This window comes from Microbispora sp. H10949 (assembly GCF_014161435.1).
Taxonomy (GTDB): Bacteria; Actinomycetota; Actinomycetes; order Streptosporangiales; family Streptosporangiaceae; genus Microbispora; species Microbispora triticiradicis.
The window spans coordinates 562,408-588,754 of record NZ_JABBWZ010000004.1; the positions used below are offsets into that span (position 1 = coordinate 562,408).

At 74.3% G+C, this 26,347-nt stretch carries 26 protein-coding genes and 1 pseudogene; 16 read left to right on the top strand and 11 right to left on the bottom strand.

Translation table 11 applies throughout. The features are described from left to right. Positions 1-51: 51 nt before the first annotated feature. Positions 52-327 carry a DUF3099 domain-containing protein gene (locus tag HHX40_RS12865; protein ID WP_310738085.1) on the top strand — a complete coding sequence of 92 codons (276 nt, stop codon included), beginning with the start codon at positions 52-54 and terminating at the stop codon, positions 325-327. Positions 328-587: 260 nt separating this feature from the next. Here HHX40_RS12865 and HHX40_RS12870 read toward each other — a convergent pair whose 3' ends face one another. From HHX40_RS12870 to HHX40_RS12885, 4 genes are all read right to left on the bottom strand, one after another. Next, positions 588-875, bottom strand: coding sequence for a DUF6457 domain-containing protein (locus tag HHX40_RS12870; RefSeq protein ID WP_182880743.1), 288 nt, complete (start codon positions 873-875; stop codon positions 588-590). Then, entirely contained in the window at positions 872-1,516 is a 645-nt protein-coding gene (locus HHX40_RS12875) for a molybdenum cofactor guanylyltransferase (RefSeq protein WP_182880744.1), read from the bottom strand. The genes HHX40_RS12870 and HHX40_RS12875 overlap by 4 nt, the downstream gene beginning before the upstream one ends. Before the next feature lie 21 nt (positions 1,517-1,537). Then, positions 1,538-2,527: a GTP 3',8-cyclase MoaA gene (gene moaA, locus HHX40_RS12880; protein WP_182880745.1), complete on the bottom strand. Its 990-nt coding sequence runs from the start codon at positions 2,525-2,527 to the stop codon at positions 1,538-1,540. A 135-nt stretch (positions 2,528-2,662) separates the two neighbouring features. Next, the gene (locus tag HHX40_RS12885; RefSeq protein WP_182880746.1) at positions 2,663-3,094 is read right to left on the bottom strand and encodes a YjdF family protein; all 432 of its coding nucleotides are present in this window, start codon (positions 3,092-3,094) and stop codon (positions 2,663-2,665) included. 270 nt (positions 3,095-3,364) lie between these two features. Between HHX40_RS12885 and HHX40_RS12890 the strand changes: the two genes are divergently transcribed. Continuing rightward, positions 3,365-3,697, top strand: coding sequence for a cupin domain-containing protein (locus tag HHX40_RS12890; RefSeq protein ID WP_182880747.1), 333 nt, complete (start codon positions 3,365-3,367; stop codon positions 3,695-3,697). Positions 3,698-3,719: 22 nt separating this feature from the next. Here HHX40_RS12890 and HHX40_RS12895 read toward each other — a convergent pair whose 3' ends face one another. Next, entirely contained in the window at positions 3,720-4,154 is a 435-nt protein-coding gene (locus tag HHX40_RS12895; RefSeq protein ID WP_182880748.1) for a hypothetical protein, read from the bottom strand. Between the two features lie 189 nt (positions 4,155-4,343). On the opposite strand from HHX40_RS12895, the gene HHX40_RS12900 reads away from it, so the two are divergent. Beyond that, a complete protein-coding gene (locus tag HHX40_RS12900) occupies positions 4,344-5,498 on the top strand; it encodes an RtcB family protein (RefSeq protein WP_117409417.1) in 1,155 nt (384 codons plus the stop codon). Here the strand turns inward: HHX40_RS12900 and HHX40_RS12905 are convergent. Continuing rightward, positions 5,486-6,766: a cytochrome P450 gene (locus HHX40_RS12905; protein WP_182880749.1), complete on the bottom strand. Its 1,281-nt coding sequence runs from the start codon at positions 6,764-6,766 to the stop codon at positions 5,486-5,488. The genes HHX40_RS12900 and HHX40_RS12905 overlap by 13 nt on opposite strands. Positions 6,767-7,042: 276 nt before the next feature. Next, positions 7,043-8,392, bottom strand: coding sequence for a hypothetical protein (locus HHX40_RS12910; RefSeq protein ID WP_182880750.1), 1,350 nt, complete (start codon positions 8,390-8,392; stop codon positions 7,043-7,045). Positions 8,393-8,485: 93 nt separating this feature from the next. Here HHX40_RS12910 and HHX40_RS12915 point away from each other — a divergent pair, with 93 nt between their 5' ends. From HHX40_RS12915 to HHX40_RS36595, 4 genes and pseudogenes are all read left to right on the top strand, one after another. Further along, entirely contained in the window at positions 8,486-9,133 is a 648-nt protein-coding gene (locus HHX40_RS12915; RefSeq protein ID WP_182874523.1) for a glycosyltransferase family 2 protein, read from the top strand. Beyond that, positions 9,130-9,804 (top strand): TIGR04282 family arsenosugar biosynthesis glycosyltransferase, encoded by a 675-nt coding sequence (locus tag HHX40_RS12920; protein WP_182880751.1) that lies wholly within the window; start codon positions 9,130-9,132, stop codon positions 9,802-9,804. The genes HHX40_RS12915 and HHX40_RS12920 overlap by 4 nt, the downstream gene beginning before the upstream one ends. Next, positions 9,801-10,412, top strand: coding sequence for a methyltransferase domain-containing protein (locus HHX40_RS12925; protein WP_208759012.1), 612 nt, complete (start codon positions 9,801-9,803; stop codon positions 10,410-10,412). Before HHX40_RS12920 ends, HHX40_RS12925 begins: the two co-directional genes overlap by 4 nt. 131 nt (positions 10,413-10,543) lie before the next feature. Further along, a pseudogene (locus HHX40_RS36595) lies at positions 10,544-11,881 on the top strand (DUF2079 domain-containing protein); the annotation flags it as partial. Positions 11,882-11,994: 113 nt separating this feature from the next. Here the strand turns inward: HHX40_RS36595 and HHX40_RS12930 are convergent. Next, on the bottom strand, positions 11,995-12,873 hold the full coding sequence (locus HHX40_RS12930; protein ID WP_182880752.1) for a UbiA family prenyltransferase: 879 nt from the start codon (positions 12,871-12,873) through the stop codon (positions 11,995-11,997). 100 nt (positions 12,874-12,973) lie between these two features. Here HHX40_RS12930 and HHX40_RS12935 point away from each other — a divergent pair, with 100 nt between their 5' ends. The 9 genes from HHX40_RS12935 (at position 12,974) to HHX40_RS12975 (ending at position 23,436) form a co-directional block, all read left to right on the top strand. Then, on the top strand, positions 12,974-14,053 hold the full coding sequence (locus HHX40_RS12935) for a type III polyketide synthase (RefSeq protein WP_182880753.1): 1,080 nt from the start codon (positions 12,974-12,976) through the stop codon (positions 14,051-14,053). A 43-nt stretch (positions 14,054-14,096) separates the two neighbouring features. Then, positions 14,097-14,648 carry an isoprenylcysteine carboxyl methyltransferase family protein gene (locus tag HHX40_RS12940; RefSeq protein ID WP_138461170.1) on the top strand — a complete coding sequence of 184 codons (552 nt, stop codon included), beginning with the start codon at positions 14,097-14,099 and terminating at the stop codon, positions 14,646-14,648. Continuing rightward, positions 14,645-15,706: an NAD(P)/FAD-dependent oxidoreductase gene (locus HHX40_RS12945; RefSeq protein ID WP_182880754.1), complete on the top strand. Its 1,062-nt coding sequence runs from the start codon at positions 14,645-14,647 to the stop codon at positions 15,704-15,706. Before HHX40_RS12940 ends, HHX40_RS12945 begins: the two co-directional genes overlap by 4 nt. A 241-nt stretch (positions 15,707-15,947) precedes the next feature. Then, entirely contained in the window at positions 15,948-16,661 is a 714-nt protein-coding gene (locus HHX40_RS12950) for a sensor histidine kinase (protein WP_182880755.1), read from the top strand. 265 nt (positions 16,662-16,926) lie between these two features. Next, the gene (gene lanKC, locus HHX40_RS12955; protein ID WP_310738070.1) at positions 16,927-19,548 is read left to right on the top strand and encodes a class III lanthionine synthetase LanKC; all 2,622 of its coding nucleotides are present in this window, start codon (positions 16,927-16,929) and stop codon (positions 19,546-19,548) included. A 6-nt stretch (positions 19,549-19,554) separates the two neighbouring features. Beyond that, a complete protein-coding gene (locus tag HHX40_RS12960; RefSeq protein WP_111698761.1) occupies positions 19,555-19,680 on the top strand; it encodes a SapB/AmfS family lanthipeptide in 126 nt (41 codons plus the stop codon). A gap of 69 nt (positions 19,681-19,749) precedes the next feature. Beyond that, positions 19,750-19,881, top strand: coding sequence for a SapB/AmfS family lanthipeptide (locus HHX40_RS12965; protein WP_111698776.1), 132 nt, complete (start codon positions 19,750-19,752; stop codon positions 19,879-19,881). A gap of 88 nt (positions 19,882-19,969) precedes the next feature. Further along, a complete protein-coding gene (locus HHX40_RS12970) occupies positions 19,970-21,667 on the top strand; it encodes an ABC transporter ATP-binding protein (protein ID WP_310738071.1) in 1,698 nt (565 codons plus the stop codon). Next, positions 21,664-23,436, top strand: coding sequence for an ATP-binding cassette domain-containing protein (locus tag HHX40_RS12975; protein ID WP_182880758.1), 1,773 nt, complete (start codon positions 21,664-21,666; stop codon positions 23,434-23,436). The genes HHX40_RS12970 and HHX40_RS12975 overlap by 4 nt, the downstream gene beginning before the upstream one ends. Here the strand turns inward: HHX40_RS12975 and HHX40_RS12980 are convergent. The 3 genes from HHX40_RS12980 to HHX40_RS12990 form a co-directional block, all read right to left on the bottom strand. Next, complete coding sequence (locus HHX40_RS12980) at positions 23,338-23,994, bottom strand: response regulator transcription factor (protein WP_182874514.1); 657 nt, start codon at positions 23,992-23,994, stop codon at positions 23,338-23,340. The two genes, HHX40_RS12975 and HHX40_RS12980, sit on opposite strands and share 99 nt — an antisense overlap. Positions 23,995-24,204: 210 nt before the next feature. Then, a complete protein-coding gene (locus HHX40_RS12985; protein ID WP_182880759.1) occupies positions 24,205-25,161 on the bottom strand; it encodes a hypothetical protein in 957 nt (318 codons plus the stop codon). Between the two features lie 177 nt (positions 25,162-25,338). Further along, entirely contained in the window at positions 25,339-26,319 is a 981-nt protein-coding gene (locus HHX40_RS12990; RefSeq protein WP_182880760.1) for a hypothetical protein, read from the bottom strand. Positions 26,320-26,347 lie beyond the last annotated feature (28 nt).

The window sequence follows — 26,347 nt, forward strand, 5'->3', positions numbered from 1 at the left end:
AACGTGAATCCATGGCGCAGGTTCAGAAAAGACCGCCCGGTCGTTCACCAGGTGACAGACGCCCAGCCGTCCCTGTCCAACGACATCCGCAAGCGTGAGATCAGTTATCTCATCAAGATGGGCATCCGGATCGTCTGCCTCATCCTGGCCGTCGCGGTGCCCTCCCCCTGGCCTGTCAAGGCCCTCTTCGTCGCCGGGGCGGTTCTTTTGCCGTACGTTGCCGTTCTCGGGGCCAATCAGAGAGGTCACACGCCTCCTCCGCGCATGGACTTGACCTCGCCTAACCAAACCGAGATACCACGGCATCGACGCGAGATCGGGTCGTGACAAAGTCTTGACGCAACCCATGGGTTGGAGGTGTACAGTTTAGCCAAGCGCTCTGGTCCCCCGTCGGAGCGCTAGTGCCGGCGTTCCGGGCCCCCGTCGGAACGCCGATGAAGCGACGCCGGGTGGTTTGCCCCCGTAACCACCCGGCGTCGCCCTTTTTACGGGATCTTTCGCCTTCGAACTTGCGCGGCCAAACGTTTGGTATGTGCATCATTTCCGCCGCTCGCCGGAAAACGCCCGTTTCCTGATGGTCCGGGGGATCAGGTGTCGCCCGGGGTCTCGGTGTTCGGGGTCTCGGTGCTCACGGTCTCGGCGGTCTCCGCCGCCCAGTCCTTCGCCATGCGTGAGAGCCGACCGGCGGCGTCCGGCCCGGCGGTGCCGGCTCCCTGCGCGAGCCCGAGCAGGTAGGCGGTCAGCGGCGCGGCCGGCCGCGCCACTCCGTGCGCGACATCCCTGGTCAGGTCGAGCACCAGGGTCCGGTCCACCTGGGCGGGGTCGATGCCGAGTTCGCGGCAGACCCGCGCCGTCCACTCCTCCAGCACGTTCACGCGCGCTCCCTTCGTTCACCGGCCCGGGCGCGGGCCGCGTGGAGATCCTCGATGCTGTCGCAGTCGAACCACGGCGGCGTCGCCCCCGCCGCCAGGCGCACCGGCACCGGCGCGAGCGGGCCGAGCAGTCCCCGCAGCGACCGGCCCTCGTACGCGCCGAGCGCGGCCCGCAACGCGGCCGTGCGCCACACCCCGGCGAGCCACTGCTCCCGGCCCGTGTCGTCGACGAGCACCGCCCCCGCAGTGCCGCCCGCCGTGTCGCCTTCAGTGTCGTTCTCGGGCAGCGCGGCCAGCAGCGCGGCGACGTGGGCGGCCCGGAGGAAGGGCAGGTCGGCGGCGAGCAGGACGACCGACGGAGACGTCACCTCGGCGAGCCCGGCCCGCAGCGCGGGGACCGGGCCGCCGCCCGGCGGGTCCTCCCTGGTGAAGACCACCCCGGGCAGGTCCCTGGGCGGGCCCACCACGATCACGGCACGGGCCGCGCGGACCGCCGCCGCCACCCGCTCGACGAGCGGCACCCCGCCGACCAGCGCGCCCGGTTTGTCCGCGCCGCCGAGCCGCTCGGCCCGGCCGCCCGCCAGGATCACCGCGTCGTACGGCGGGTCGCCGCCCGCCTCGCCGGTGCCGTGAAGAGCGCACATGGAAGCCCCGGTCAACCCCGGTCAGCCGCCGATGGCGGACATCGGCCGGGCCGGCTGGAGGAAGGCGGAGTCGTCGATGCCGTGCCCGGCCTTCTTGCCCCGCACCGCCGCCACCCAGCGCGCCGCCAGGTCGTCGTCCGAGGCGCCCGAGCGCAGTGCCGTACGCAGGTCGGACTCCTCGGTGGCGAACAGGCAGTTGCGCACCTGGCCGTCCGCGGTGATCCGCACGCGGTCGCAGGCGCCGCAGAACGGGCGGGTGACCGAGCCGATCACGCCGACCCTCCCGGGCCCTCCGTCCACCAGGAACAGCTCGGCGGGGGCGCTGCCGCGCTCGCGGGGGTCGTCCTCGGTGAGGTCGAAGGAGCCCTTGAGCAGCCCGAGGATCTCGTCGGCCGTCACCATGTCGTCGCGGCGCCAGCCGTGCTGGGCGTCGAGCGGCATCTGCTCGATGAAGCGCAGTTCGTATCCCTGGTCGAGGCAGTGGCGCAGCAGCGGCACGGCGTCGTGCTCGTTGATCCCCCGCATCAGCACCGCGTTGACCTTGACCGGCGTGAGCCCGGCGGCGGCCGCCGCCGCGAGACCGTCCAGCACGTCGTGCAGACGGTCGCGGTGGGCGAGCCGGACGAACACCTCCCGGTCGAGCGTGTCGAGGGAGATGTTGACGCGGTCGAGTCCCGCCTTCGCGAGTGGCTCGGCGAGCCGGGCCAGGCCGATGCCGTTCGAGGTCAGCGACAGTTGCGGACGCGGGCGCAGCGCGGCGGCGGCGGCGACGATCTCCACGAGTTCGCGTCTGAGCAGCGGTTCGCCGCCGGTGAAGCGGACCTCCCGGATGCCCAGCCGCTCCACCCCGATCCGCACCAGGCGGACGACCTCCTCGCCGGTGAGCAGATCGGGCTTGGGCAGCCAGTCGAGGCCCTCGGGCGGCATGCAGTACGCGCACCGCAGGTTGCACCGGTCGGTCAGCGACACGCGCAGGTCGGTCGCGACCCGGCCGAAGGAGTCAACCAGCACAAAGGACCTCCATCATCAGAGCCACCAGCCTAAGCCCTGCCGTCAAGACGACCACAACCTCCGTCCCGCCGCCGGGATTCCCGCAGGTACGCGTCCGCCGGCCGCTCCGCGTGGGTGACGCGTCCGCCTGCGCGGTCACCGGTCGCGGCGGCGCTCGATCCGCTTGCGGTGGGCGACCTCGCGGCGCCGCTCCGCCAGCGCGCGCTCGCGCTCGCGCCGGTCCACGCGCGCCTGGCTCTTGGTGCTCTCCAGTTCGAGCCGCAGCGCCTCCTGAGCGGCCGTGCCGCGCCGCGTGACCCGGGCCGCCGCGCGGGCGGCCAGCTTGGCCGCGCGCTTGGGGTTGACCGGCCGCTCCCCGCGCTCCCCGCGCTCCTCCACGGGTACGGAGGGGGCCGCCTCCGCGCGTTCGAGCAGGGCGACCCCGTGCCGCATGAGGAACTCGTACAACTCGGGGTCAGTGGGCTCCGCGCCGAGGACGAACCGGGTCGCGCGGAGCTCGCCGTCCTCGACGATCTCCAGGACGCCCACCCAGAACGGGCTCTCGAAGTAGACGGACAGGGAAACCACGATGCCTCCAGGTATGCCGACAGGCGGCTTGGCGAAGCCGCTTTCCGGCACACCGGACATCCTCCGAGGTTCCCCCGAGGGGACACGAGAGGCGGATACGAGACCGCCGGCACCGGTTCGACACCGGTTCGACACTGGTTCAACACTGGGGCCGACGGGTGCCCGGGCTACCGACCGGGACCGCGTTTTCGTGTGCGCGGCCAGTTTAACGGCCGTCCCCCCTCGCGGCGATCACCTTTCCGGGGCGCCGCACGAGGCAGACTGGCGGGCATGGAGCCGATCTCTCTCGACGTGCGGGCCGGGGAACTGCTCGACCGCGCCGCCGCCACGTCCAGCGGGCGCGCGGCCGACACCGTACACGGCGGCCGCGAGCAGGCGCTGCGCCAGACGCTGCTCGCCCTCACCGCCGGGACCGGCCTCGCCGAGCACGAGAGCCCGGGTGAGGCGACCCTGCTGGTGCTGCGCGGTCATGTACGGCTGAGCAGCGGCGACGCCTCCTGGGAAGGGCGGGCCGGTGATCTGCTGGCCATCCCCGGCACACGGCACGCGCTCGACGCCGTCGAGGACAGCGCGGTCCTCCTCACCGTCGTCAGACGCCCCTGACCGCACCCCACGCGATCGGGCGTCAAACGGCCTGGAGGACGCAGCCCAGGGCGAGCAGCGCCAGGACCTTCACGGCCTCCAGCGCCACGTAGTAGAGGTGGGCCCTCGACCGCGTCCGCGCGGGGTCCTCGCCCGCGAGGACCCGGTCGGACCTGCGGTTCAACGGGGGGCGTACGAGCACGAGCTGCACCACCAGGACGGCCGCCGCGACGGCGGTGAGCACCACCACGGCGACGGCGGGTGATCCGGTCGCGACCGCCGCGATCACGACGACCGCCAGCACCGCCTCGGCGGCGTTGAGCGCGCGGAAGACGAGGCGGCCGATGCCGAGGCCGATCGGGACCGTCACGCCCGGCGCGCGGAACTTCAGCGGCGCCTCCAGGAACGAGATCGCCAGCACCATCCCCAGCCAGACGAAGGCCGCGGCCGCCGCCACGGCCGCCGACGTGTGGTTCATCGTGCGCCTTCCCCTCGCCCGGCCGCGGGGCCGGAAGTCGTCCCCCCGCTGCATGATCCGGCCCGGAGGGGTAGGGCGGCAAGCGACTTTCGGCGCCGATAAATCGGTTGGGATACCCGCGTGACGCCCGGCACAGTTGATCTCGACGGGGATCTCGACAGGGGATCTCGATCAAGAAGGGGAACCACGATGCCGAAGCACATCGCCCCCAAGGTGCTGTCCTGGGCGAGCGAGATCGACGACGGGACGGCCGTGCAGGCCGCCCGCGCGGCGCGCCTGCCGTTCGTGCCCGGGCACGTCGCGCTCATGCCGGACGCGCACGTGGGCATCGGCGCGACGGTCGGCTCCGTCATCCCCACCGAGGGCGCGATCATCCCTTCCGCCGTCGGGGTGGACATCGGCTGCGGCATGGTCGCGACCGAGACCACGCTGACCGCCGCCGACCTGCCCGACTCGCTCGACGCGCTGATGCGACTGGTGGAGCGGCGCATCCCGGCCGGAGTGGGCAAGGGGCACGCCGACCGCGCGGTGGACCGCGCGCTCGGCGAGCTGGGCCGGCCGCACACCGGTCTCACGCCCAAGCAGGAGACCACCGTGGCCTGCCAGTTCGGGACCCTCGGGTCGGGCAACCACTTCGTGGAGGTCTGCCTCGACGAGCGCGACCGGGTGTGGACGGTGCTCCACTCGGGCTCGCGCGGCATCGGGAACCAGCTCGCGACCGCGCACATCAAGGGCGCGAAGCAGCTCATGCGGAGCATGGCGATCGGCCTGGAGGACCCCGACCTCGCCTACTTCACGCAGGGCACCCCGGAGTTCACGGCGTACGTCGAGGACATGCTGTGGGCGCAGCGGTACGCGATGGCGTCGCGGGCGCGGATGGACCGGGTGCTGGGCGAGGCGCTGTTCCGCGTCGTCGGCTCGGGCTCCCGGGTCCGGACCATCAACTGCCACCACAACTTCACCCAGATGGAGACCCACGACGGCAAGGACCTGTGGATCACCCGCAAGGGGGCGATCAAGGCCGACACCGGGGACGAGGGCGTGATCCCGGGCTCGATGGGCACCCGCTCGTACATCGTCCGCGGGCGCGGCAACCCGCTGTCGTACAACTCCTGCTCCCACGGCGCGGGGCGCCGGATGTCGCGGTCCCGGGCCAAGCGCGAACTGTCGGCGGCGTCGCTGCGGGAGGCGATGCGCGGCCGGACCTGGAACGCCGACCGGGCCGCCGCCCTGGTCGACGAGCACCCCGAGGCGTACAAGCCCATCGACCAGGTAATGGCGGACCAGAAGGACCTCGTGGAGGTCCGGCACACGCTGCGCCAGGTGTTCAACTACAAGGGGTGAACCTGTGGACGTGGCCGTGACACCACCGGCTCGTGGTGGACGGCCGCGCCCACGAGCCGCAGCACGAAGCCGTCGGCCACCCTGGCCGGGATCCGGTACGGCGAGACGGTGAGGTCCTGCGGAGGCAGGGTGTAGTCCAGCCGGGCCAGCCGGGGCGCGAGCGCCCCCAGCAGGCCCACGGCGACCGGCTCCCCCGGGCATCGGTGCCCGGTCGCCGGATCGCCCCCGCCCTGCGGGATCAGGTCGTACGGCCCGATCTCCCGCCCGATGAACCGCTGCGGGTCGAACGAGCACGGGTTCGGCCAGAGGGCGGGGTCGTGGTTCTGCCCCCAGACGTCGAGCAGCACGAGCCAGTCGGCCAGGATCGGCTCGCCCTTCCAGGTGAGGTCCTTGGCCGCCTTGCCCGCGACGAACGGGGCGAAGGGATAGAAGCGCCGCACCTCGTGCGCGAACGCCTCGGCGTAGGCGCCGTCCACGTCGTCGTTCAGGCGGACCCGGGTGACCGGCCAGTTGTGCATGGCGTGCGCGGCGAACGTGAGGAACCAGGCCACGGCGACGGTGGGACGCACCAGGTTGAGCAGTTCGACCGCCGCGAGCCGGGCCGCGAGCGGCTGCCCGTCGGGCTCCCGGTGCGCGGCGACCACGCCCAGCGCCGACGTGGGCGGCACCCGCGAACCGCCGCGCCGCACGTCCTCGACCATCTCCGCGAGCCACGCCTCCCGCCGGACCCGGGCGCCGCGGGCCCGCCAGTGCCGGGCGCCGGGCGAGCCGAAGCCGTCGACCATCGCGACCAGGTCCGCGGCGAGCGGGCCGGCCTCCTCCTCGTCGAGGGGGATGCCCGCCCAGCGGCACACCCCCGTGGTCAGGACGCGGGCGGCCTCGTCGAAGAGCACGACCTCTCCCCTGCCGGGCCAGGTCGCCACCGTCTCGTCCCAGGCCGCGGTGGTCTCCCGTACGAGGGAGGCGACGCTCTCGGGGGTCATGAGCCCCATGAACATGGCCTTGCGCGCCCGGTGCGCGCCCTGGTCGAGACCGTGCACGGCCCCATGGCCGAACAGCGTGCTCTTGATCGGCTCGGGCAGCGCTGGGGCGCGCTGGACGTTGTTGTCGTCGTAGAAGAAGCGGGCGGCGTCGGGCCCGCGCAGCACGACCGCGCGCTGGCCGAGCAGCCGCGTGCGGATCATCTCCCCCTGGGCCTCCCGCCATCGGGACGGCAGCCAGGCGTAGCCCTCTAGCAGCAGAAGAAGCGTGGTGTCAAACAGCGGCATATGTCCTGACTGCCCGTACCCGTCCCGGAGAAACGGTCCCGCCGTACGACCCTGCGGCGGGGCCGTACGGCGGGCAGGTGGTTGGTCAGCTCTTCACGCAGGTGCCGTTGTTCAGCGTGAACGCGGCCGGATCGGGGTTGGCCCCCGTCTGCTTCCGGTTCCAGGGCAGGTTCACGGCGGTGACGTCCTTACCCGACTGCGACCAGGTGGCGGCCCTGCTGCGGAGCCGCCTTCCCCGCCGGCACGGCGACGGTGGCCGCCGGTACGGGTCTTACCTCACCAGGGCGACCGGACGAGCCCCTGCAGCAGCAGGCCCGTCAGCGCCTGCGCGGCGAGCAGGCGGCGGTCCGGCGCGCGCCCGGCCGCGGCGATGATCCACAGGGCGTACGGCAGCCAGATGCGCTCCACCTCGCCCCGGGTGACGCCGCTGAGGTCGAGGGCCAGCACCGCGACGAGCGCGGCCACGGGCAGGATCCGCCCCGCCGCCGGCCCCGCCGGCAGTCCCGCCGGCAACCGGGGTGCGGCGAGCCCGGCGGTGGCGGCGGGTCCCGTGACCAGGGCGAGCACGGCCAGGTTGGCGAACAGGAAGTACAGGTACGGCCGGGCCGCGCCGGGATCGGCCGCCCACTCGGCGTGCGTGGCGGCGACCCCGTCGGGCCACCAGAAGCCTCCGGCGGCGAACAGCGCGCTCACCGCCGCCATCCCGGCCAGGCAGGCGAGCACGGCCGCCCTCGCCGCCCTCGCCGCACCGGCCCCCGCGTCCCGCAGCGCGACGACCGCACCGACGAGAGGGATGAGCAGGTACGGCACCAGGCCGTAGCTCAGGTACGGCAACGCGCCCAGCGCCACCCCCGCGGCACCTCCGCGCCACAGGCCGGCCGCGACCCGGCCCGCCCGCCCGCGTGCCCCGGGTCCGTCGCCGCCCGGCAGCGCGAGCAGCAGCAGGGCCGTCCCCCACGCCCCCACTCCCGCGAAGAACGCCTCCATCGTCGTCGCGATCCACACCGCCGCGGGCGACAGGGCGAGGTACGGCAGCGCGCGCCGGGCCGCCTCCTCACCCGAGACGCGCCGCACCGCCAGTCCGATCGCGACCGTGGCCGAGCATCCGACGACGACGGCGAGGACGGCGGCCCAGAACGGTCCCGGCAGCCCGGCGGCGGCCAGTGCCCACAGCACCAGCACCGGCAGCGGCGGGTGTCCCCGCACGTGCGTGGGGTAGGCGGGCAGATCGCGGGTGAACCCGGCCAGCCAGCCGAGCGGGTCGTCGCCCACCGCCCCCAGCACGGCCAGGTACTCCTGGGGATGGGTGAACGGCCACGCCAGCCCCTCCCCCGACACCGCCAGCAGGACGGCCCACGCGAGCGACACGCCGAAGGCCGCCGCGAGCGCCGCCCGCAGGGGCAGGTTCGCGGTCAGCCGGGGCAGCACGGGCACCGCGGCGGCGGCGAGCACGGCCGCGGGCACGAGCGCGGCCGTGCCCGCCACCGTGGGCAGCCGGGCGAGCGCGTGCAGCGGCGGCAGATGGTCGATGGGCAGCGCCCCCCGCGCGTGCAGCACCCCGCCCACCGCGAACGCTCCCGCCACCAGGCCGGCCCACGCCGCCGGCAGGCCCCGTCGTGTGATCACGACGCACAGGCTAGGCACACCGGAGCCGTCGGCCCTTGTCACGTAGTCACTTCGTAAGAACTGAGCGGCCCGGGCGGCCCTACCGTCGGCGGCATGAAGATCGATGTGGTGCTTCCCTGCCTCGACGAGGCGGAGGCCCTGCCCTGGGTGCTCGGCCGGATGCCGGACGGCTGCCGGGCCATCGTGGTCGACAACGGGTCCACCGACGGGTCGGCCGAGGTCGCCGCCCGGCACGGCGCGCTGGTCGTGACCGAGTCCGTTCCGGGGTTCGGCGCCGCCTGCCACGCGGGTCTCACGGCCGCGACCGCGCCCGTCGTCTGCTTCATGGACGCGGACGCCTCGCTCGACCCGCGCCAGTTGCCGCACGTCGCGGAGGGCGTGCTGGACGGCACCGCCGACCTGGTGCTGGGCCGCCGCCGGCCCGCCGCCCGGGGGGCCTGGCCCGCGCACGCCCGGCTGGGCAACCGGCTGCTGGCCTGGCGGCTGCGCCACCGCACCGGCGCCGCGCTGCACGACCTCGGCCCGATGCGCGCGGCCCGCCGTACGGCGCTGCTCGGCCTGGGCCTGCGGGACCGCCGGTTCGGCTACCCGCTGGAGATGGTGCTCCGGGCGAGCGAGGCGGGCTGGCGCATCGGGGAGGTCGAGGTCGACTACCTGCCGCGCGTGGGCCGGTCCAAGGTCACCGGCACCGTTCTCGGCACCGTGCGGACGGTCCGCGACATGTGGCGGGCGGCGGCGTGACGCCCGTCCTCCCGCAGAGCCCACCGCAGTTCATCGTCATCGCCAAGGAGCCCAGGCCGGGGAGGGTCAAGACGCGGCTCACCCCGCCGTACACGCCCTGCCAGGCCGCCGCGCTCGCGGAGGCGGCGCTGCGCGACACGCTGGCGGCCGTCGCCGCCGCCCCGGCCGCGCGCCGGGTGCTGGCCCTGCTCGGCGAGCCCGGCCCCTGGCTGCCCGCCGGTTACGACGTGGTCCCGCAGCGGGGGAACGGCCTCGCGGAGCGGCTGGCACACGCCTTCGACGACGCCCTGGCGGCCTGCCCGGCGCCGGCGGTGCTGATCGGCATGGACACGCCGCAGGTCACCCCGGGCCTGCTGGCCGAGGCGGGACGGCTGCTGGGCGAGCACGACGTCGTGGTCGGCCCGGCCGCCGACGGCGGGTTCTGGCTGCTCGGGCACCGCGGGCCCGATCCCGCCCCGCTCTCCGGGCTGCTCGCCGGGGTGCCGATGTCGCGCTCCGACACCGGGGCGCTGCTGCTGTGCCGGATCCGCGAGGCGGGCCTGCGGGCCGCTCTGCTGCCCGAACTGACCGACGTGGACACCGCCGCCGACGCCCGCGCGGTGGCCGCGCGGGCCCCCTCCTCGCGGTTCGCGGCGGCGCTGGCGGCCCTCGGAGCGGACGTCCCGGCGTGATCGGCCCCCTCTACGCCGAGTCGCTGGACGGCGCGCGGGTCGACGTCGAGGCGGCCGACGGCAGGACGTGGCCGCTGGAGTCGTGGCGCTGGCTCGACGGCGCCGAAGGGGACGAGGCGATGCTGGCCCGCTGCGGCGACCCCACGCTCGACGTCGGCTCGGGACCCGGGCGGCTCACGGTGGCGCTGACCAGGCGCGGGGTGCGGGCCCTCGGCATCGACGTCACGCCGCGGGCCGTCCGCCTCACCCGCCTGGCCGGGGGCCGGGCCCTGTGCCGGGACGTGTTCGGCCACGTGCCGGGCGGCGGCCGCTGGGCGACGGTGCTGCTGGCCGACGGCAACATCGGCATCGGCGGGGACCCCGAGGCCCTGTTGCGGCGGGCCCGCGAACTGCTGCGGCCCGGCGGCGAGGTGGTCGCCGAACTCGGCCCTCCCGGCACCGCCACCCGGTCGGAGCGGGTCAGGCTGCGGCGGGACGACACGGTCACCGGCTGGTTCGCGTGGGCCCGCGTCGGGGCGGACGGCATCGGCCCGCTCGCCCGGCGTACGGGCTTCCGCCGCGCGGAGGTGTGGACCGAGGCGGGACGCTGGTTCGGCGTCCTCGGCTGAGTCCGGCGGCAGGCCGGACCGTTGACCACAGCTTTGGCCACAGCGTTGACCACAGCTTTGGCCACGCGTTGCGGGAAACGCGGACCGGCTCCGCCCGCCCCTGGGGCGCGCCTCGATAGCCTCCCGGAGGAATGTCGGGGAGCGCATGGCCGTCGCCCGCGGCGCGGCGCCGGGACCTCGCCGCCGTCGCGGCCCTCACCGCCGCGGCGGCGGTCGCCTACGCGATCCACTCCTGCGTACGGCTGACGCGTTTCCGGGCGGGCGCGTACGACCTGGTGATATTCGACCAGGCGGTCCGCGCGTACTCCCGCTTCGAGGCGCCCGTCTCGATGGTGAAGGGCGTCCACAACGGGTTCGGGCCGGGGTTCTGCGTGCTCGGCGACCACTGGTCTCCGGCGCTGGCGCTGCTGGCGCCGCTCTACTGGATCCACGACGGGCCCGCGACGCTGCTCGTCGCGCAGGCCGTCCTGCTCGCCCTGTCCATTCCGTTCGTGTGGGCGTACGCCTTCCGTGCCGCCTCCCGGTCCGGGGCCGGAGGCGGCCGCGTCGCCCATCCCGTCGCGGCCGCCTACGCGCTGTCGTGGCCGATCGCCGAGACCGTCGCCTTCGACTTCCACGAGGCGGCGTTCGCGCCGCTGCTCACGGCGGTGGCGCTGGAGCGGTACCAGGCCGGGCGCGGCCGGGCCGCGCTCCTCACCGCGCTCGCTCTGCTCCTGGTCAAGGAGGACATGGGCCTGCTGCTGGCCGGATTCGGGCTGTTCCTGCTCACCCGGCGGCGTGACCGGTGGCCCGGCGCGCTGCTCGTCGCCGGCGGCGTCGCGGCGACCCTGGTGGCGACGTCGGTCCTCGTCCCCCGCTTCGGCGGCAGGACCGGCTACTACTGGGCCTACTGGACGCTGGGCCCCGACCTCCCGCGGGCCGCGCTCCACGCCGTCACCCGGCCCGGCGACGTCCTCGCGCTGCTCGCCGACCCGCCGCTGAAGCTGCGTACGGCGGCGCTGACGCTGGCGCCCGTGCTGTTCACCGCGCTGCTCTCCCCGGCGGCGCTCGCCCTGGTCCCGCCGCTGCTGGAACGCCTGCTCGCCAGCACCTACCCGAACTGGTGGACGCCGAGGTACCACTACACCGCATTCGTCGTCGCGCCGGTCTTCGCCGCCGGGGTCGACGGCGCGCTGCGCGCCGCCGCCCTCATGACCGGGAAGGCCTGTCCCCGGCGGGCGGCACGGCTCGTCCGCGGATGGGCGGTGCTGGTGCTCGCGACCGCGGTCGCCCTCGTGCCCTTCTTCTCGTTCGGCGCGTCGCTCACGCCCGCCTTCTACGCGGAGACCGCGCGGACCCGCGCGGCGCAGCGCGCCGTCGCCGCCGTCCCCGACGGCGCGCTGGTCGAGGCGGCCGACTCCCTGGCCCCCGCGCTGTCCCCGCGTACGCGCACGCTGCTGTGGGACAGGACGCCCCGATGGGCGCCGTGGGTCGTCGCCGACGTGGGCGTCCGGACGTTCCCCTTCGCCGGCCTCCGGCAGCAGGTCGAACGCGTGGCGCGGCTGCGCGGGCACGGCTACCGCGTGGTGTTCGAGCAGGCCGGCTACGTGGTGCTCACCACGACGCCGGCGCCCGTGGCCGCGAGGAGCAGGATGTCGATCCCGGCGGCGGCGACCGCGGCGGCGAAGGGCGCCTTGGGCAGGCGGCGGCCGAGCGACAGACCGGCCACCGCGCACAAGGCCACTCCCGCGAGGGCGAGCCACTCCGCCGGGCCGGGCGGGCCCGGCGGCGCCACGGCGAGCAGCAGGGACGCCGCCAGCGGCGGCACCGGCATCAGGGCCCTGACCCGGGCGGCGCCGAGCCGCTGGGGCCAGCCCCGCACGCCGGTCGCCAGGTCCGTCTCGATGTCGGGCAGCACGTTGCCGAGGTGCGCGCCGCAGCCGAGCAGCGCCGCCGCCGCCACGGCCCACCACGCGGGCAGCGGCGGGCCTTCATGCTGGGCCGGCAGGCCCGCCGCGACGAACACCGGCACGGCGCCGAACCCGATCGCGTACGGCGCCCACGACGCGGCAGTGCCCTTCAGCCACAGGTTGTAGGCCCAGGCCGCGGCGACGGCGAGCAGGTGCGCCGCGGCCGGCAGCGGCCCGCAGGCCAGCGAGAGCGGCACGCACGCCGCCAGCGCCGTGAAGGCCGCGGCGCGCACCGTGCCCGCGGTCACCAGGCCCGCGACGACGGGCTTGCCGATCCGCCCGGCCGCGGCGTCCCTGGCGGCGTCCACGGCGTCGTTGCACCAGCCCACCGAGAGCTGGCCGGTCAGCACGGCGAGCGCCACCGGCACCGCCCCGGGGAGCCCGCGCCCGGCGAGCACCACGAGCGCCGTGACCAGGACCGTCACCGCGACGGCCGGGCCCGGATGGCACGCGCGGGCCAGCCCGGCCAGCTGCCGCGGCATGTCGCCGGGGAGTGCTCTGGAGCAGGTCATCGTCACGAGCGTAACCGGATGATCCGGGTTGGTAGGTATGTGAGCCGCCTGGACGGGCAAGAGTGCAGGTAGCTTCCTCCGCCAGCCAGTGGGATGTGAGATGACCCGGATCGCGGCCGTCCATGGTGTCCTTCCTCCCCATCGCCACTCGCAGAAGGAGATCACGGACACGCTGGCGAGGGTCTGCCTCCCCCCGGGCGCCGACCGCCGGCTCCTCGACAGGCTGCACGCGAGCGCGCGGGTGGAGCACCGCAACCTCGTGCAGCCGCTCGACCGGTACGGCAAGCTCGACGGCTTCGGCATGGCCAACGACCTGTTCATCGAGGCCGCCCTCGACCTGGGCGCGGAGGCCGTGACCGGCGCGCTCGACGCCGCCGGCCTCACTCCGGCGGACGTGGACATGATCATGTGTACGTCGGTCACCGGCGTCGCCGCGCCGTCCCTGGACGCCCGGCTGGCCAACCGGATCGGGCTGCGTCCCGACGTGAAGCGGGTGCCGGTGTTCGGACTCGGCTGCGTGGCAGGGGCGGCGGGCATCGCCCGGCTGCACGACTACCTGCGCGGGTGGCCGGGCCATGTCGCGGTGCTGCTCTCGGTCGAGCTGTGCTCCCTCACCCTGCAGCGCGACGACTCCTCCACGGCCAACCTCGTGGCGGGCGCGCTGTTCGGGGACGGCGCCGCCGCCGTGGTCGCGTACGGCGACGACCGTGAGATCCCCGGCCGTGAGATCCCCGGGGGGCGGCCGGGCCCGGCCGTCGTCGCGACCCGCAGCCGCCTCTACCCCGGCTCGGAACGGGTGATGGGGTGGGACGTGCGCGACAGCGGGTTCCGGGTCGTCCTGGACGCCGGGGTGCCCGACGTGGTGCGCACCCACCTCGCCGGGGACGTGGGCGGGTTCCTCGGCGACCACGGCCTGGACATCGGCGACATCACCGCGTGGGTCTGTCATCCCGGCGGCCCGAAGGTGCTGGAGGCGGTCGCGGAGACGCTCGCGCTGCCGGAGGGCGCGCTCGACCTCACCTGGCGCTCGCTGGCCGCCATCGGCAACCTGTCGTCCGCGTCCGTGCTGCACGTGCTGCGGGACACCCTGGCCCTGCGGCCACCGCCGCCGGGCACCCCGGGGGTGCTCCTCGCGATGGGCCCGGGATTCTGCTCCGAGCTCGTCCTGCTGCGCTGGTGAAGGGGAGCCGGCGGGAGCCGGCCGGGAGGGATGGAGGGGACCGATGTCGCCCTGGTACGCGGTGCTCGTCGCGCTCGTCGGCGTGGAACGCCTCGCGGAGCTGTTCGTCGCGCGCCGCAACGCCCGCTGGAGCATGGGCCGCGGCGGGGTGCTGTACGGCGCCGGGCACTACCCCTGGATGGTCGCCCTGCACACCGGCCTGCTCGCCGGGTGCCTGCTGGAGGCGGCTCTGGCGGACCGGCCGTTCGTCCCGGCCCTGGGCTGGCCGATGCTGGCGCTCGTCGTGGCCGCGCAGGCGCTGCGCTGGTGGTGTGTCACGAGCCTCGGCCCCCAGTGGAACACCCAGGTCATCGTCGTGCCGGGCCTGCCCCTCGTGACGCGGGGGCCGTACCGGTTCGGGTGGCTGCGTCACCCCAACTACGTCGCCGTGGCGGTGGAGGGCGCGGCCCTGCCGCTCGTGCACTCCGCGTGGCTGACCGCACTGGCCTTCACCCTGCTCAACGTGCCGCTCATGGTCGTCCGCCTGCGGTGCGAGAACGCCGCCCTCGCGACCGCCGCCCCCGCCGCGCCCGGTTCCCTGCGGCCCGCCCGGTGATCGACGTGCTGGTGGCCGGGGGCGGGCCCGCGGGGCTGGCCACGGCCATCCACGCGGCGCTGGCCGGCCTGGAGACGGTCGTGGTCGAGCCGAGGGCCGTCCCGGTCGACAAGGCGTGCGGGGAGGGCCTGATGCCCACCGGCGTCGCCGCCCTCGCCGGCCTGGGCATCGACCTGGGGATCGCGCTGCCGGAGAGCAGGCCGTTCCTGGGCATCCGCTACGTCGACGGACGGCACCGGGTGCAGGCGGAGTTCCGGGACGGCGCCGGGCTCGGCGTGCGGCGCACCGCGCTGCACGCGGCCCTGGCCCGGCGCGCGCGGGAGGCCGGAGTCCGGACGGTCTCCGGGCGGGTCGCCGGCGTGCGCGCCGGCGACGCCGACGTGCACGCGCGGGTGCTGCCCTCCGGCGGCGTCCCGGACGGGCCCGGTCTGCGGGCGCGCTGGCTGGTCGCGGCGGACGGCCTGCACTCGCCGATCAGGGCGTCCCTCGGGCTCGACCTGCCCGCGGGCGGCCCCCGCCGATACGGCCTGCGCCGCCACTACCGGGTGGCGCCGTGGACCGACTTCGTGGAGGTGCACTGGGCGCCGGGCGGCGAGGCGTACGTCACGCCGGTGGGCGACGACCTCGTCGGCGTGGCCGTGCTGAGCGGCGAGCGGCGGGGATACCACGAGCACCTGGCGGCGTTCCCGGACCTGCTCGCCCGGCTGGACGGGCCGCCCGCCACCCCGGTGCGCGGAGCCGGGCCGCTGCGCCAGCGGGTCCGCCGGCGCGTGGCCGGGCGGGTCCTGCTCGTGGGCGACGCGGCGGGCTACGTGGACGCGCTCACCGGCGAGGGCCTCTCGCTCGCGCTGCTGTCGGCCCGCGCGCTGGTCGGCTGCCTGCGCGCGGGCCGCCCCGAGGAGTACGAGGCCGCCTGGCGACGCCTGTCACGGCGGTCGCGGCTGCTCACCGCCACGCTGCTGGAGGCCCGGAGGCACCCCCCGGCGGCGCGGATGATCGTGCCGGCCGCCCGGCGGCTGCCCGTGCTGTTCCGCGCGGCGGTCCGATCGCTCGCCTGAGCGGCCCGTGAAAGCGGCCCAGGGGCTGAATCCGGACATGGTCTAATTTATCCATGACCGGAATTCACAGTTCGCGAACGCCCGTTTTTAGGCGCCGCCGCACAGCGTTATATCCCCCGACGTTAGAACTTACTTCGAGATGAACGAAGTGGCCATCTTTTGTGACAGGTATGCAAGGATACAGCGCATGTACCGAAAGGCGAGGCCGATGTTACGGCGAGGATGACTGGAGGGTCGTCACTTGCCTGACTTCGCGATACTCGCCCTGCTCACGCTGCTCGGCGCGCTCCCCCTCACCGCGCTGGCGGTCCTGGCCCTCCGGCTGCGCCGGCTGCGCACCATGCAGGCCGAGGCCGTCCGCCAGGCCGCGGCCGAGGCCCGGGAGCAGTTCGGCCGGGACGTGCACGACCTCGTGAGCAGCCGGCTGTGGCTGGCCACCCTGCGCAGCGAACTCGCCTACCGCCTCGCCGAGGACGACAACCCGCTGCGCCCCGCCCTCGCCGACGTGGTGCAGGCGATCCGCCACGCCGCCGCGGACATCCGCAACGTGACCCGCTCGTTCCAGGACGTCTCACTGCCGTCGGAGCTGGCCAACGCGCGTGCCGTGCTCCGCGCGTACGGGACCGACTGCAAGATCGAGACCACCGACGCGGAGCTCTCGGACCAGATCAGCGCCACCCTCGCCATCATGGTGCGGGAGGCCGTGACCAACGTCGTGCGGCACAGCAGGGCGACCCTGTGCGTCATCGAGATCGCCCTGCGCGCCGGCACGGTGACGCTGACCGTGGCCAACGACGGCGTCGATCCCTCCGCTCCGTCCGGCACCGGCAGCGGCCTGGACAACCTCCGCACCCGCGCGGCCGCGCTCGACGGCGTCGTGGGAACGGTCCTCGACCCGGACGGCTGGTTCCGCCTGGTCGCCGAGATCCCCAGCAGGGGCAAAGACCGCCGCTGACCGGTCGCCGGCCGGACGGACCGCTCCAAAGGACTCCACGCGGGTCCGAAATCATGTCCGCGCACTTGACCTGCCGGTTGACGGAGAACCTCACCGCCGGCCTCACCAAGGCCTCCGGGCGACCGTGAAGAGCGTCACCCCATGACCCGTGACCGCGTCATGGTTTGTTATGTGCAGATTTCACATGACGCAGTTGACGGGCGTAACTTGGCCCATCCCCGCAATTCCGGAATTCTTACTTGCGACCGGCCTAAGGGGACATCTGGTGATTAGTAAGTACGAGATTTACTGCCTCGCAGATCCCTTGTTCTACGACACGCTCGACAGCAAGCGCGCGGAGCACCCGGATTTCTCCGTGGCCGCGCGGCCCACCCCCGAGGGATGGGCGCATCTCGCGACCGGAACGTGGCTGCACTACGCGCCGGCCGGCGCCACGTTGCCCACCCAGGGATGGAAGATCCACATCTCCTCCTCCGTACGGGAGGCGGAGCGGGTGATCGCGGCGGCGTGGGACTACTGCGTGCCCCGCGGGCTGGCCTTCAAGTTCCTGCGCGGCCGGCGCGTGATGACCATGCAGAACTCCAAGTACGCCTTCCGCGGGTCGAGCGGCAAGCTGGTCACCATCTACCCGGTCGACGAGGCCGAGCTCGAGCTGACGCTCAAGGAGCTGGCCGAGGTCCTCGACGGCGTCGAGGGCCCGTACATCCTCAGCGACCTGCGCTACGGCGACGGACCGCTCTACGTCCGGTACGGCGGGTTCGCCGAGCGTCACTGCCTCGACGAGAGCGGCGAGCAGGTCCTCGCGATCGAGAACGCCGACGGCGAGCTCGTCCCCGACGTGCGCGTCCCGGGGTTCTCCCTGCCCTCCTGGGTGCCCCTGCCCGCGTTCCTCGAACCCCACCTCGCCGCCCGCAACGCCGTGACCATGGAAGGCGTGCCGTACCAGGTCGACAGCGTGCTGCACTTCTCCAACGGCGGCGGCGTCTACCTCGCGCACGACACGCGCACCGGCGAGAAGGTGGTGCTGAAGGAGGCGCGTCCGCACGCCGGGCTCGACGTGGAGGGACGCGACGCGGTCACCCGCCTGCGGCACGAGGCCGAGATCATGGAGCGCCTCGCCGGGCTGGACTGCGTCCCCCGCCTGCACAGCCACTTCACCGTGGGCGAGCACCACTTCCTCGCGCAGGAGTACGTCGACGGCACCTCGCTCAGCCAGCTCATCGCGCAGAAGCACCCCCTCACGCGGGCCGACCGCACGCCGGAGATGAACACGGACTACGCGGAGTGGGCCGTCACGATGCTCGCCAAGGTGCGCGCGGCGGTCTCGGCCCTGCACGAGCGCGGCGTGGTGTTCGGCGACCTGCACCCCTTCAACATCCTCGTCGAGGACGACCGGGTGGTGCTGATCGACTTCGAGGTCTCCTCGCCGGTCGAGGAGCGCAGGCGGCCCACGCTGGCCAACCCCGGCTTCGTTCCGCCGAGCGGCCTGGCCGGCGTCGAAGCCGACGAGTACGCCCTGGCCTGCCTGCACCTCGGGATATTCGCCCCGATGACCACCATGCTGCTGCAGCTCCACCGGCCCAAGGCCGCCCAGCTCGGCAGGCTGGTGAAGGAGACGTTCCCGGTGCCGCCCGAGCTGATCGACGGCGCGGTGGCGACGCTCCTCGGCCTCGAGACCGGCGTACGACCGGCCGAGCCGGAGCCGAGCCGGCTCTCCGAGGGCTGGCCCGCACTCCGGGACGCCCTGGCGACGGCGATCCTCGCCTCGGCGACACCGGGGCGCGACGACCGGCTGTTCCCCGGCGACATCGTCCAGTTCGAGCCCGGCGGCGGCGTGAGCCTCGCGAACGGCGCGGCCGGCGTGCTCTACACGCTGGCCGCGACGGGGGCCGGGCGCTTCCCCGAGCACGAGGAGTGGCTGGTCAGGCGGGCGGCGGAGCCGGGCATCGGAATCGGCTTCTACAACGGGCTGCACGGCGTGGCGTACGCGCTGGAGGAGCTCGGGCGGCGCGCGGACGCGCTCGGCGTGGCCGAGCGGTGCCTGCGGGAGCCCTGGGAGGGGCTCGACCTCAGCCTCTACCGCGGCCTGTCCGGCGTCGCCCTCGCCCTGATGCACCTGCACGACGCGACCGGCGAGCCCGAGTTCCGCGAGCGGGCCACGCGCGTCGTCACCGCGGTGGCCGACCGGCTCGGCGGCCCGGACGACGTCCCCGAGATCAGCGGAGGCAGGTATCCGCACGCGGGGCTGATGTACGGCTCGTCGGGGCCCGCCCTGATGTTCCTGCACGCGTACGAGCGCACCGGCGACCCCGGTCTGCTCGACCTCGCGGCCACCGCACTGCGCCAGGACCTGCGCCGGTGCGTCGGCCGCGAGGACGGGCAGCTCCAGGTGCAGCAGGGCTGGCGGACCAACCCCTACCTGGACGAGGGGTCGGCCGGCATCGGCCTGGTGCTCGACCGCTACCTCACGCACCGCGGCGACGCCCACCCTGACGACGACTTCGCCGGGTCGCTGGCCGCCATCCGGTCGGTGCTGGCCCTTCCGTACTACGTCCAGTCGGGGCTGTTCGCCGGCCGGGCGGGCATGATCACCTGCCTGTCGTCCGGCTCGCGCCCCGACCCCGGGGCCGCCGAGGCGCAGATCGCCCGGCTGGCCTGGCAGGAGCTTCCGTACCAGGGCGGGCTGGCCTTCCCCGGCGCGCAGTTGCTCCGCCTGTCCATGGACTTCGCCACAGGGAGCGCCGGCGTGCTGTTCGCGCTCGGCACCGCGCTGCACGACGAGCCGGTCCGCCTCCCGTTCCTCGAGCCCCCCGGACGGTCACAGGCGCGGGCCCCCCTGCGCACCGCCGCCGGGTCGGATGTCCCGACCAGCACCGGAAGGAGGTGAATCGCAATGGCGCTCCTCGACCTTCAGACCCTCGAGACCCCCGGTGGTCACGGTGGCGGCGGCGGCAGCAACCTGAGCCTGCTCGCCTGCACCCCGCACGAGAACAGCAGCCTCAGCCTCATCTGCGGCTGACAGCTCCTCGCTCGACCCCACTTCCGGCACCGTGCCGGGTGAACCATCCAGACAAGGGAGATGATCCACATGGCGCTTCTCGACCTGCAGACCCTCGAGGCCCCCACCGGTGGCGGCGGCGGTGGCACCCAGGGCAGCAACCTGAGCCTGCTGGGCTGCACCCCGCACGAGAACAGCAGCCTGAGCATCATCTGCGGCTGATAGCCGCGGCTGCTGGCGCATGAAGCGAAGGTCTGGGCGGTCGTCGCGGCCGCCCAGGCTTCCGCGTTTCGGGACTGGAGGACCCCTGGTGAGTTCTCGTTCGGCGGACCTGCTGATCGCGCGGGCCGTACGGCGCGGCGGGCCCTGGCTCGCGGTGCTGACGGCGACGGCGCTGACGGGCGCCGCCGCCGACCTGCTCGTCCCGGCGGCGCTCGGCCGAGCGCTCGACGCCGTCGTGCGGACCTCCCCCGACCTCCCGGAGACGGTCGCCGTCGCCGCACTGCTGGCCGGGCTCGTCGTCGTGTGCGACGCGCTGGGCGTCCTCGCCGCGGGGGTGAGCGGCGCGCGGGCCGCCCAGTGGCTGCGCACCCGGGTCGTGACCCACACCCTGTCGGCCGGGACCGGGATGACCCGGCATCTCGCCCCCGGGGAGATCGTCACCCGCGCCGGCGTGAACGTCGAGGAGGCGGGCCGGACCCCGGAGGCCGTCGTGACGGCCGCCACCCTGGTCATTCCGTCGGCCGGCAGCGTCGTCGCCCTCGTGCTGATCGACCCGTGGCTCGCGGTCACGCTGGTCGCCGGCCTGCTGCTGATCGTGGCCGTGCTGCGCGCGTTCATGCGGAAGACCACCGCGGCCTCCGGCGGCTACCAGGAGGCGCAGGGCCAGATCGCGGGCATGCTCGTCGGAGCGCTCGCCGGTGCCCGCACCATCAGCGCGGCCGGCACCGAGGACCGCGAGGCCGCACGGGTGCTGGCCCCGCTCCCCCGGCTACGCGCCCAGGGCCTCGCGCTGTGGCGACTGCAGGCGCGGGCCGGTGTGCAGGCCGCCGTCGTCGTCCCGCTCCTGGAGATCGCGGTGCTCGCCGTCGGCGGGCTCCGCCTGTCGGCGGGCGGCCTCACCGTGGGCGAACTGCTCGCCGCCGCGCGCTACGTCGTGCTCGGCGCGGGCCTCGGATCGGCGCTGGGCTACGCCGCGCGCATCGCCCGCGCCCGGTCGGCCGCGCAGCGCCTGGAGCAGCTTTTCGCCGTGCCGCCCCCGGCGTACGGCTCCCGCCCGCTGCCGCCGGGCCCGGGCACCCTGGAACTACGTGACGTGACCGTACGGGCCGACGGGGTCCGGCTGCTGAGCGGGATCAGCTTCGTGGTGCCGGGAGGCACCTGCACGGCGGTGGTCGGCCGCTCCGGCTCGGGCAAGTCGTCGCTGGCCGCCGTCGCCGGACGGCTCGCCGACCCCGAGCGGGGCGTCGTGCTGCTGGACGGCGTGCCGCTCCGGGAGATCGGCAGGGAGCCGCTGCGGCGTGCGGTCGGGTACGCGTTCGAGCGCCCGGCCCTGTTCGGCCGCACCCTGGGCGAGGCCGTCGGCTTCGGGCTCCCGGCTCATGACGAGAACACGGTGCGGGCCGCGGCCGTCGCGGCCTGCGCCGACCCCTTCGTCCGCAGGCTGCCCCTCGGGTACGCCACCCCGGTCGAGGAGGCGCCGATGTCCGGGGGCGAGATCCAGCGGATCGGCCTCGCCCGCGCGTTCGCCCAGGCCGGGCGGGTGCTGATCCTCGACGACGCCATGTCGAGCCTCGACACGGTCACCGAGCGGCAGGTCGGGCGCGCGCTCACGGGCAGCCTGGCCGACCGCACCCGCCTGGTGGTGGCCCATCGGGTGACGACGGCGGCGCAGGCCGACCAGGTCGTGTGGCTGGAGGACGGGCGGGTCCGCGCGATCGGCACACACGAACGGCTGTGGGCCGATCCCGGCTACCGGGCCGTCTTCCAGGCGCAGGAGGCGTCGTGAGGCGGCGGGTCCTCCTGGACGCGCTGTGGCGCGAGCCGTCCCGGCTGCTGTGGCTGGCCTGCTGGTCGGTGGCCGAGGCCCTGCCCTCGCTCACCGGGGGATACGCGGTCGCGCGCGCGGTGGACGACGGGTTCGCGGCCGGCCGGCCCGGCGTCGGGTTCGCCTGGCTCGGGGTCATGGCCGCCGCGTGGGCGGTGGCCGCGGTGTCCGCCCGGCAGGTGCTGCTGCTGATCGCCGGGATCGTCGAGCCGTTCCGCGACGACCTGCTGAGGCGGGTGGTGACCGGGGCGCTGCGGGCCGGGCGGGGCGGCGACAGCGCGGCCGTCGCCCGGATGAACCATCAGGTCGAGCTGGCCAGGGACGCTTTCGGCGCCATCATCACGGTGGTCAGGTCGTTCGTGTTCACGCTGGTCAGCGTGGCGGTGGGACTGTCGACCCTGGCGCCCGCCGTGGTCCCGCTCGTGCTGCCCCCGGTGGCCCTCGGGCTGGGCCTGTTCCTCGTCTCCCTGCCCTCGCTCGCGCGGCGGCAGCGGGAGTTCATCGTCGCCGACGAGCGTACGGCGGCCGCCGTGGCCGCGATGGCGAGCGGACTGCGGGACGTGACCGCCTGCGGCGGGGAGGAGCGGGTCGCGGCCGAGGTCGGGCAGGCGGTGACCCGGCAGGCCGCGTCCGCGCGGGCGCTCGCCCGGGTGACCGCGACGCGGACGCTGTCACTGGCCGTGGGAGCGTGGCTGCCGGTCGTGCTGCTGCTCGCGGGCGCGCCCTGGCTCGTCCGCCAGGGGATCACCGGCGGGGTGATCCTCGGCACGCTGACCTACGTCATGCAGTCGCTCGCCCCCGCACTGGGCGGCCTGGTGCAGGGCCTGGGCGTCAGCGGCGTACGCCTCGCCGTCACGCTGGAGCGCATCCTGCACGTGCCCGGCCCGCCGGTGGCGCACGGTGACACAGAGCCGGACACCCTGCCGGACAGTGCCCGCCTGGTGCTCCGGGGCGTCCGGTTCGCGTACGGCACCGCCGATCAGAAGGCCCCCGAGCCGGTCATCGACGGCTTGGACCTCGACGTGCCGGAGGGCGACCACCTGGCCGTCGTCGGCCCGAGCGGGATCGGCAAGTCCACGCTGGCCGCGCTGGTCGCCGGCCTGCTCACGCCGGACGAGGGCGAGGTCCTCGTCGGCGGCGTCCCGGCCGCGCGGGTGCTCCCGGCCGCCCGCGCGCTGATCCCCCAGGAGGCGTACGTCTTCCCCGGCACCCTGGCCGAGAACCTGACCTATCTCGCGCCCGGCGCGACGCCGGAGCGGGTGGACGAGGTCGTCGCGGCGTTCGGGCTCGCGGACCTCGCGCAGCGCTGCGCAGGCGGCCCGCTCGACCCGGCCGAGCTGTCGGCGGGCGAACGGCAGCTCATCGCGCTGGCCAGGACTTATCTGTCCCCCGCCCGGCTGGTCGTGCTCGACGAGTCGACCTGTCACCTCGACCCGGCGGCGGAGGCGCGGGCGGAGGCCGCGTTCGCGGCGCGCGGCGGGACGCTGGTCGTGGTGGCCCACCGCATCTCGTCGGCCCTGCGCGCCAAGCGGGTGCTCGTCATGGACGGCACCCGGGTCAGGCTCGGCTCCCACGAGGAGATGGTGGCCGCGTCACCGCTGTACGCCGACCTCGTGGGGCACTGGACCGGCCTACCGGCGGGGGCGGTAGCGGAGGATGCCGATGTCGCGTCCGGCAGACGGCCAGAGCCAGCCGCACTCGGAGGCGATCTGAATCGCCTCGACGCGTGAGCGGGCCCCCACCTTGCCGAGGATGCGGGACAGGTAGTTGCGCACGGTGCCCTGTGACAGGCACAGGCGGTCGGCGATCTCGCAGACGGTGGCCCCCGCGGCGGCGGTCTCCAGGACGTCCAGCTCGCGGGCGGTCAGCGGGTTGCTGTCGGCGTCGAGCGCCGCGACGGCCAGCTCGGGGTCGATGACCCGCTCGCCCGCGGCCACCCGGCGGATGCAGTCGACGAGGTGGGCCGGAGAGGCGTCCTTCACGACGTAGCCGCGCACGTTGGCGTCGAGCGCCTTGCGCAGGGCCGTGGGCGTGCCGAGCCCGGTGAGCACGACGGTCTTGCAGGAGGGTAATCGGCGGTGCAGCTCGGCCGCCGCGGTGAGGCCGTCGACGCCGGGCATGCCGATGTCGAGCACGGCGACGTCGGGGCGCCGCAGACAGCCCAGCCGCACGATGTCCTCGCCCTTGTCCGCCTCCGCCACGACCTCCAGGTCGTCCTCGCTCGACAGCAGTGCGACCAGCGCCTTGCGGATGAGGTGCATGTCCTCGGCGAGCATCAGTCGGATCAACCCAGACTCCCTACCACGCGACGCGAGCGGGTGCTCGCCCTGTGTGACCGCGATCTCACCACTATGACCGCCGAACGTGAGCACAGGGACCTCTCTACCCGAACTGTCATCTTTAATCTGCGGATGAGTCAGGAAAAAGCCGGACGCCTGGCTTCCTAGGGGAGCCAGGCGTCCGTGAACTGCTGATATGTTCGTTTTCTGGGGTGTTACTTAGTGGTGCCGGATCACCTTGACGTAGTCGGTGGCCTCGGAACCCTTGAGACGGCGGGTGCCGTCGAAGCGCACGCCCCAGGTGCCCGACTGGTAGGCCCGCACCCGGGTGGCGAAGTCGCCGTCGCCGTCGGTCCTGATGGTGTCCACGTACCGCCACTTGCGGGAACCCGCGGGCAGGAAGTAGACGCCGACCTCCTGGGAGCCCAGCCAGTGCCAGTCGTGCCAGTAGTCACGGCTGTCGTAGCAGTCGTCGTGCCCGCCGCGACGGCCGGTGTAGCCGTTCCAGCCGAAGTACCAGTCGGAGTAGCACTGCGCGACCTGCAGCTCACCCTTGAGGGTCAGCGCACGGCCCTTGCGGACCGGCTCGGGTGTGGCGTCGAAGCCGACGATGCGGGTCGCCTTGGGGCCCGACGGACGCGGCGCGTGCCACTCCTTGCGCTTGACCCTGAAGGAGCGCTCCGCGGTGAGCGTCCGGCCGTCGAGGCCCTCGGCCTCGATCCGCACCCTGTAGACGCCCTCCCGGTCGTGCCTGTCGAAGCTCCACGACTGGGAGAAGGTGTCGAAGGACGGGCCGTCGTGCGGGCCGCCGCTCTTACGCTTGCCCCACCACGGGCCGTCGTGGCCACCGTGGCCGCCGCCGTGCCCGCGGGACCCGGACAGGGTGAAGGTGACCTTCCTGACGTCCTTGGTCCTGACCGAGGCGGAGACCGTGGCGGAGCCACGCCCGCCCACGACGACCACGTCCGGGTTGACGCCGAACCACAGGATTCGCGCTTCGGGCACGTACGGACGCCGGCTCTCCGCGGTCGGGGTGGGTGTGGGGGTCGGCGTCGGTGTGGCCGACGGTGTGGGCGTCGGCGTGGATGTGACCGGGTCCGCGTGAGCGGGCGCGGTCGCGAGCGCCGTGGCGCCCATGGCGATCACTGCCAGGGCGGTAGCAGCTCGTTTCACCATGAGGGTGTGTCCTCTCCCCGTGTTCAAACGCGCCCCCGGGTTGGGGCGCGCCAACGTCATAGACGCTAAAAGGAAAAGGAAAGTTGCCAGGTTTCTCAGAGTAAACTGTAACGAGTCTGTAACTGTCCCTTATATGCCACTTCTGTGCTTTCTATGGCATTAAAGGGTGATTCGTGCCTAGCGCTCGGAGCTGACATCGGCGGCGTAGCGGGGCGAGCCCGCGTACTCGGCGCGCCAGGTGCCCTGGCCGTCCTCCCGCGTCCGGGCGCTGAACCAGCCGTCCCTCCGGGTGACCGCCTCGCCCGCGGGCCGCCACTCCGACGACCCGGCGGGCCTGAAGGAGATCCTCACCCGCTGCCCGGGGAAGGGCCGGTAGTCGACCCGCCCGCCTGGGTCGACGCGCAGCAGCGTCCCCGTGACCCGGGTGTCGTCCCCGCCCCGGCCACGGGCGACCTTGAGCCCCTCGATCTCGGTCGCGCGCCGCAGATGGAACACCGTCCGCGCGACGGCCGTCCCGCCCCGGGCGTCCACGGCGGTCGCGGTGACCGTCCAGGGCCCGCTCGGATACCACCGCGACAGGGGCCGGTCGGGCAGGAAGCGCCACGTCTCCCATCCGCCGGTTGCGCTGTCTCCCCCGGCTGTGCTGTCTCCTCCGGTTGCGCTGTCTCCTCCGGCCGGGGCCGGCCCGGCGGGCCGTCCGTGTCTGGCCGCGCCGACGATGCCGGGCACCGCGGTGGCCAGGCCGCTCAGCCCCGGCATCGGCACGGCGTCCCCGAACGGCGGCGGGGGGCCGTCGCCCGGATCGTCCTCCCCGCCGGGCTCTCCTTTATCGGGCTCCCCTTTACCCGGCCCCTCCCCGCCTGGTTCGTCCCCGCCCGGTTCCTCCCCACCGGCGGAGGGGGCGCGGCCGGGTTCGAGGACGACCGAGACGCGGTTCGCGCCGCGCGCCACCACGTCGACGACCAGCCGCACCGATCCGGCCGGCCCGACGACGGGGTCGGACGGCCGCACCACGACCGAGCGGATCGCCGTCCCACCGGCGGCGGGCACGGGAGCGGGCACCGTGGCCGGAGATGACGCGACGAGAGATGACGCGGCGAGGGAGAACGCGGCGAGGGAGGACGCGACGAGTGCGGGCACGAGAAGAGGCGTCGTCATGCCCCGAGACCGTACGCACGCCCGGCAC